The 6,958-nt window shown below is 60.1% G+C and carries 7 protein-coding genes and 1 pseudogene; all 8 read left to right on the forward strand.

Going from position 1 to position 6,958, the window contains the following annotated elements; translation table 11 throughout:
• Nucleotides 1-106 precede the first annotated feature (106 nt).
• Nucleotides 107-475 carry a chemotaxis protein gene (locus QMX88_RS21725; protein WP_282372295.1) on the forward strand — a complete coding sequence of 123 codons (369 nt, stop codon included), beginning with the start codon at nucleotides 107-109 and terminating at the stop codon, nucleotides 473-475.
• On the forward strand, nucleotides 475-813 hold the full coding sequence (locus QMX88_RS21730; protein ID WP_282372296.1) for a hypothetical protein: 339 nt from the start codon (nucleotides 475-477) through the stop codon (nucleotides 811-813). Before QMX88_RS21725 ends, QMX88_RS21730 begins: the two co-directional genes overlap by 1 nt.
• A gap of 343 nt (nucleotides 814-1,156) precedes the next feature.
• On the forward strand, nucleotides 1,157-1,795 hold the full coding sequence (locus QMX88_RS21735; protein WP_282372297.1) for a terminase small subunit: 639 nt from the start codon (nucleotides 1,157-1,159) through the stop codon (nucleotides 1,793-1,795).
• Nucleotides 1,782-3,083, forward strand: coding sequence for a terminase large subunit domain-containing protein (locus QMX88_RS21740; RefSeq protein ID WP_282372298.1), 1,302 nt, complete (start codon nucleotides 1,782-1,784; stop codon nucleotides 3,081-3,083). The genes QMX88_RS21735 and QMX88_RS21740 overlap by 14 nt, the downstream gene beginning before the upstream one ends.
• Nucleotides 3,084-3,090: 7 nt before the next feature.
• Nucleotides 3,091-4,551 (forward strand): DUF4055 domain-containing protein, encoded by a 1,461-nt coding sequence (locus tag QMX88_RS21745; protein WP_336620241.1) that lies wholly within the window; start codon nucleotides 3,091-3,093, stop codon nucleotides 4,549-4,551.
• Entirely contained in the window at nucleotides 4,544-5,587 is a 1,044-nt protein-coding gene (locus tag QMX88_RS21750; protein ID WP_282372301.1) for a minor capsid protein, read from the forward strand. The genes QMX88_RS21745 and QMX88_RS21750 overlap by 8 nt, the downstream gene beginning before the upstream one ends.
• Nucleotides 5,588-5,669: 82 nt before the next feature.
• Entirely contained in the window at nucleotides 5,670-6,365 is a 696-nt protein-coding gene (locus tag QMX88_RS21755) for a hypothetical protein (protein WP_282372302.1), read from the forward strand.
• Nucleotides 6,366-6,376: 11 nt separating this feature from the next.
• Nucleotides 6,377-6,958, forward strand: a pseudogene (locus QMX88_RS21760) (hypothetical protein); the annotation flags it as partial.

A 6,958-nucleotide genomic window follows, 5' to 3' on the forward strand; every position in this document is an offset into this window, starting at 1 on the left:
AAGCCCGGCCTAACCGCTGGGCTTTTTTGTGCCCACGATTTCCCCAATCCCTCGGAACCTCTGATCGCCATGTTCAGCGAGGGCCTCATTAGTACCCGGAGTAGAAATGGACCCAACCGACCTCGGCCCAGGCACAGCTACCTGGCTGGGCGGCACGGGCACCGTTTTGCTGGGTGGCTTCCTATGGCTGCGTAAGTTCCTGTCCAAGGATGCCGTAGACAGAGCCATGGATAGTGCCGACATCGGCACCGTCCGACGCCTAAACGAAATGCTTGATTCCGAACGCGCCGCCCGCAAAGAGACTGAGGCACGCGCCGACCAGTTCGCCAAGGAGCGCAACGAACTCGCAGCCGCAGTAGGCCGTATGGAGGGCAAGATCGAAGCCCTCACCAGCCAGGTAGCACAACTCACAGACAAAGTGGCCAGCCAGAGCGCGGAGATCGCGCGGCTCTCCACGCTTGGAGGAGCAACCTGATGGACAGATGTGCAATGGAATTCATCGCTCGACGATGGTGGCGCCGGGTGGAGGTTTGGGTCATCGCCCTATTGATCGTCGCGGGATCGTTCTCGCTGGGGTTTGGCGCATCGCAGTGGTCACTCGCCAGTTGGTACAGCAGCCAGGTTACGCAGGTACGGACTGCTTACGACGAGGCGCTGAAGCAGCGCGACCTTCGTCTGACCAAGCTGGCCGACAGCACCAAGGAAGCAGCAGGCAAAGTTGAAGCCGCTGCTGACAGTGTGAGCAAAGCCGCTGAGAAGGCGGACAAGGCAGCAGACAAAGCTGGAGAAGCCATCGAAAGAGCAAGCCAGTAGCTCGCGCCACGAAATCAGATGCGCCCGTTTCGTGGCGAGGTACGCTGACCTAATTGTTAAGTGTGAAGTAAAGGTTTAGGGCCTCTCGCTCATCATCGAACACGCCACCCTGCTGATTTCCCGTTGCGGTATCGATCACCCGATAGCGCCACGATGTGTGAGTCGGCTGAGGTCTGTCGTCGCTAGTAGTATGAACAAAAATGGTCCGAGTCAGAATGAACCTGTGGGGCTTGATCGCTTGCATGGAGTCTTCCTTGTAATGGGATTCCACACCATTACCTGCTCTTGATCTATTCCTCAACACCCTTCTGAAAAGAGGCACTGAAGTCTCAAAGGATTCCCTATGGCGCTGACAGCAAAACAGCAGCGCTTTGTCGACGAATACCTGATAGACCTGAATGCCACGCAAGCCGCCACCCGTGCGGGGTACAGCAAGAAGACAGCAAATGAGCAGGGTTCACGCCTGTTAGCCAATGTTAGTGTTTCGGCAGCAATCCGGCAGGGCATGAATGCCCGCTCTGGCCGAGTGGAAATCACCCAGGACATGGTGCTCAAGGAGCTAGCAAAGATTGGCTTCAGTGACATCAGGAAGGTCGTCAAGTGGGGTGAGACACAGGTTCGGGTGGTTGATGGAGACGAAGAGTGTGCGGAGGACATGGTCCCGTATCATGGCCTTGCACTGATCGACTCCACCGAGATTGACGACAACACTGCCGGCGCAATCGCCGAGGTCTCTCAAGGCCGGGATGGGTTGAAGGTCAAGCTCCATGATAAGAAAGGCGCACTGGTCGATATCGGGCGTCACCTCGGCATGTTCTCCGCTCCTGGACACCTTGCATTGGACGCAGAGCTGAAGCGTTTAGAGATCGAGAAGCGGAAGGCGGAGATCAAACGACTGCAGGAGGACGGCGATCAGGGTCTCGCTCCGCAGCGCGTCGAAGTAGTTGTGGTGGACGCGAGGAAGCAAGATGCCAACCCTTAACGTGCCCCAGTCAAACTTCATCAACATGCCCCACAAGTTTCGTGGGTTCGTTGCAGGCTTCGGCTCGGGCAAGACGTGGGTCGGTTGCGCAGGCATCTGCAAACACGTCTGGGAGTGGCCGCGCATCAACTCAGGCTACTTCGCTCCAACCTATCCGCAGATCCGCGACATCTTCTTCCCCACGATTGAAGAGGTGGCGTTTGACTGGGGGCTGAAGGTCAAAACCAAGGAGAGCGACAAGGAGGTCGAGTTCTACAGCGGCGGGCAGTATCGCAGCACGACGATCTGCCGCTCGATGGAGAAGCCGCAGACCATTGTCGGCTTCAAGATCGGTCACGCCCTGGTGGATGAGCTGGACGTGTTGCCCGCGCTCAAGGCTGAGCACGCTTGGCGCAAGATCATCGCGCGGATGCGTTACAACGCGCCCGGGCTGAAGAATGGCGTGGACGTCACGACGACGCCCGAGGGTTTCAAGTTCGTCTACCAGCAGTTCGTGAAGCAGCTTCGCGAAAAGCCGGGCATGCAGGGGATGTATGGCCTTGTGCAAGCCAGCACGTTCGACAATGAGCTGAACCTGCCGCCCGACTACATCCCATCGCTGATGGAGTCTTACCCGCCTCAGTTGATCCTCGCTTACCTCAATGGTCAGTTCGTCAACCTGAATGCTGGGTCGATCTATCACGCCTACGACCGCAAGCTTAACCAGTGTTTCGACACGGTGGAGCCCGGCGAACCGCTGTTCATCGGCATGGACTTCAACGTCGGCAAGATGGCGGCGATCACGCACGTCAAGCGCGCCGACGGCATGCCTCGCGCAGTAGATGAGCTGATTGATGGCTTCGACACGCCTGACATGATCCGGCGCATCAAGGAACGCTACTGGCGTTACACCGGCAAGGACTACGAGAAGACCTGCGAAATCAGGATCTATCCGGACGCCTCCGGCGGATCACGCAAGTCTGTCAACGCAAGCGAGACGGACATCGCCATCCTTCGCCAGGCCGGGTTCAGCGTCATCGCTCCAGATGCAAACCCGCCGGTGAAGGACCGGATCAACGCCATGAACGCCATGTTCTGCAACGCCAACGGCGACAGACGTTACCTGGTCAATCCGCTGCGCTGCCCGACTTACGCGGACGGCTTGGAGCAGCAGGTGTGGGCGCCCAATGGCGAGCCCGACAAGAAGTCAGGCGTTGACCACGCTAACGACGCCGGCGGCTACTTCATCCATTACGACTACCCGATCATCAAGCCGATGACCCACATCCCTGTCACCTTCACGTTCTGAGGCCGATATGCCCAATTACAGCGCCGTCCGGGCAGAGTACACGGAGGCCTTGCCCGGCTGGCAGCTGGTCAAGCGCTGCGTTGCTGGCCCGCGTGAGGTCCGCAAGTACGACGAATACCTGCCGATGCCGGACCCGCTCAACAAGTCGGAAGAGAACAAGGAGCGGTATCAGCAGCTCAAGCGGCGCGCGATGTTCCTGAATGTCACCGGTCGCACGCGCACCGGGCTGATGGGTGCGGTCTTCCGCAAGACGGCGGAGATCGAGCTGCCGGCCGCGATCAACTATCTCCTGGAGAACGTCAGCGGCGACGGGGCGAGCCTTGAGCAGCTATGCAAGGAAGCGACCGGCGAATGCCTGGACACTGGCCGCGGCGGTTTCCTCGTCGATTACCCGAAGGTGCAGATGCCAGAGGGGCAGACCTCGCTCACTGTTGCCCAAGCAGCAAAGGCGCGTGCCTACGTTCACTTCTACCCAGCCGAGACGATCGTCAACTGGCGCGAGGACGTGATCGACGGTGTGAAGCGCCTGACCCTCGTCGTGCTACATGAAAAGATCAACGAGCCCACCGAGGACGGTTTCGAGTTCACGGCCAAGGACCAATACCGCGCGCTGATGCTGATCAGCGGCCGGTACATCCAGCGCGTGTACAGCGAAGACCAGCAAGACGGCGAAGAGAGCGAGCCGAAGGATAAGACCGGTAAGACCTTCGACCACATCCCGTTCCACTTCTTCGGCGCGCAGAACAACGATGCCAGCATCGACAAGGCCCCGCTTGAGGACTTGGCTGAGGTGAACATCCTGCACTATGGCAACAGCGCCACGGTGGAGGAATCGGGGTTCATCGCCTCGCAGCCAACGCTGTTCATCACCACGGACATCGACCCGGACAGCTTCATCAAGCTGAACCCGAACGGAATGCAGATCGGGTCGCGTAGAGGCCACAACCTCGGCAAATCCGGCACTGCCACCTTCCTGCAAGCCGATGAGAGCCAACTGGCCCGCGAGCTGATGAAGGACAAAGAAGAGCAGATGCTCATGATCGGCGCCCGAATCGTCCAGCAGGGCGGCGGTGCTGAAACGGCGGAAGCAGTTCGCATCCGGTACAGCTCCGATAACTCGGTGCTCGGCACGATCGCGGGCAACGTCTCCGAGGCGATCCGCCTCGCTCTGTTCGACGCCCAGCGTTTCATGATGGACGCCGTGGACGAGGCCGGGACGGTCTTCTGGCTCAACCAGGAGTTCTTCGATCAGGTCATGGATGCTCAGGCCATCCTGGCTCAGGTGCAGCTCTGGCAGCAGGGCATCATCGCCAAGAAGGACTTGCGTACCAACCTGCGCCAAGCGGGCGTCATCGAGTCGGATCGCACGGACGAGGATATCGACGAAGACCGTGAGGCCGATGCGCCGGTGCTGGGCAGCGAGAATGACCCAACCGGCACCAAGCAGCCCGAGGTGATCGATGAGTAGTGAAGGCTATCTGACGGACGCCACCACCAGACACCAGGTCTACGTCCAGCGCTACGCCGGCGGCAACCTGAAGCGGGTGGCATCGTTCATCAGTAAAGCCATCAACACTGCCAAGGATCGCGTCACGGCCGGACTGAGCGCTTACGGCACTCGTCGGTACAACTCGCAGATCGAAACGCTACAGGGAGATTTGCGGGGCATCTACGACGACCTCAAGGGTAGGGCGCAGCTGGACCTTGGCGAGTTCGCCGCCTACGAGGCTGAGTTCAACGCCACCATGCTGGGCAAGGTCGTGAAGCTGGTTGTTCAGCTCAACGTGCCATCTGCTGAAATGGTGAGCGCTGCCGCCTTGGCTGACCCGCTGATCCTCGAAGCGCGTAAGGGTGCCCAGCGGATCAGCATTGGCGGTGCGCTTGACCAGTTCGGGACCAAGAAGGCCGCCGAGATCATCGGTGAGATCCAGATCGGTTCCAGCCTGGGCGAGACCAGCCAACAGATCGGCCGGCGCCTTACCAGCGTTCACCAGTTGCATCAGGATCAGGCGTCGTCACTCGTTCGCACCATGACCAACCATGTCGCCAGTACGGCGCGCATGGAAACGCTCAAGGCCAACGACGACATCCTGGAAGGCTGGCGCTGGATATCGACGCTCGACTCACACACCAGTCCGATGTGCCAGGCCCGAGATCAGCATATCTACGCTTGGCATGACCCTAAGCCGCCAGGGCATTGGGGGTGCAGGTCGGGCGTCCTTCCTGTGCTGAAGGGCGAGTTCGCCCGCGAAATCAAAGGCTCGACGCGGCCCTCAATCGGCCCTGACGGTATTGAGCTGGTGTCCAGTAAGACAAGCTATCAGGACTGGCTGTCACGGCAACCTGCCGCTTTCCAGCGCGACGTACTCGGGCCGAAGCGGTATGCCTTGTTCACGAAGGGCGACCTGACCCTGGACAAGTTCGTCGACGACAACGGCAAGACCCTGAACCTGCAGCAACTGAAGGACCTTGAGCCGCTGGCCTTCGAGCGAGCGGGACTCTGACACCGAACCATCAAACGACCGGCCTTGAGCCGGTTTTTTTACGCCCGCGGCTGAGCCAACGGCAAATCATCCGGGGGATGACATGAAGTACAAGATCAGCAAGGCGGAATACGAAGCGCTCGATGCAGCCATGCAGGCGATTTACAAAGCGGTGGGCGATGACTTCGTTCTCGTCGTTGAGGGCTTACCCACCGGTGGCGAGGATGTGGAGGGCCTGAAGCGCCAGAATCAGACGCTGCTCGATGAGGCGAAGGAAGCCAAGCGCCTGCGCCGTGAAGCAGAAGAAAAGCGCGAACAGCAAGAGCGCGATGCGGCCAAGCAGCGCGGCGACTTCGAGCAGCTGTACGCCAGCAGCGAGCAAGCACTCGCGGCCGAGCGCACCAGCAAAGCCGAGCTTATCGCCAGCATCGAGCGCCGAGACCTCACCTCGGCAGCCAGCAAAATCGCCACCGGCATCGCCGACGGCGAGAACGCTGAAATACTCGCCGAGTTCGTGCAGCGCCGCCTGAAGATCGTAGACGGCCAAGTAAAGGTCACGGATGCCGCCGGCAACCTGACCATCGCCAGCCTCGATGACCTGGCAAAAGAATTTCAGCAAGCGCCGCGCTACGCAGCACTGGTGCGCGGCAGTCAAGCGAACGGCGGCGGGGCTGCCGGGGGTAAGGGTGGCGGGGCCACCAAAACGTGGGACCAAATGACCGGTATGGAGCGAGTAGAGCTTCGCCGAACCAACCCCGCCGAGCACGCACGCATGAAAGCGGCTGCTGAGGCCAAGTAAAGGAACCTGCAATGCCAACCATTCTCTCGGACGTCGTGTTCCGCGACGAACTGCGCGACTACATCGCCGTAAACTCGGTAGAGCGCACCGCGTTCTTCGAGTCGGGCATCCTCACCACCAACGCGGACATGACCGCGCTGCTGGCGAGCCCATCCAACACCTTCACCATTCCGTGGTGGGTCGATCTGGATGCTTCTATCGAGTCGAACTACTCGAACGACGTATACACCGACATCGCGGTGCCGCTGTCGGTCACCAGCGCATCGATGAGCGCACGCGCTGCGTACCTCAACGAAGGCTGGAACTGCATGAACCTGGTGAAGAACATCACCAAGCAGGATCCGCTGGAATTCGTTGCAGGCCGCCTGCTCAGCTACTGGCGCCGTGTGGCCCAGCGCCGCGCGATCGCCACTGCCATCGGCATCTACAACGACAACGTTGCGGGTAACGGCGGCGACATGGTCATCGACGCCGGCGGCATCATCAGCCCGACCGCGATCATCAAAGCCAAGGCGACCATGGGTGACTACACCGGTCAGCTGGGTGGTCTGGCGGTGATCGCCATGCACTCGGCAGTTCACACCGAGCTGTCC

Origin of the sequence: Pseudomonas sp. PS02290 (genome assembly GCF_029960075.1) — a bacterium.
Lineage (GTDB): Bacteria > Pseudomonadota > Gammaproteobacteria > Pseudomonadales > Pseudomonadaceae > Aquipseudomonas.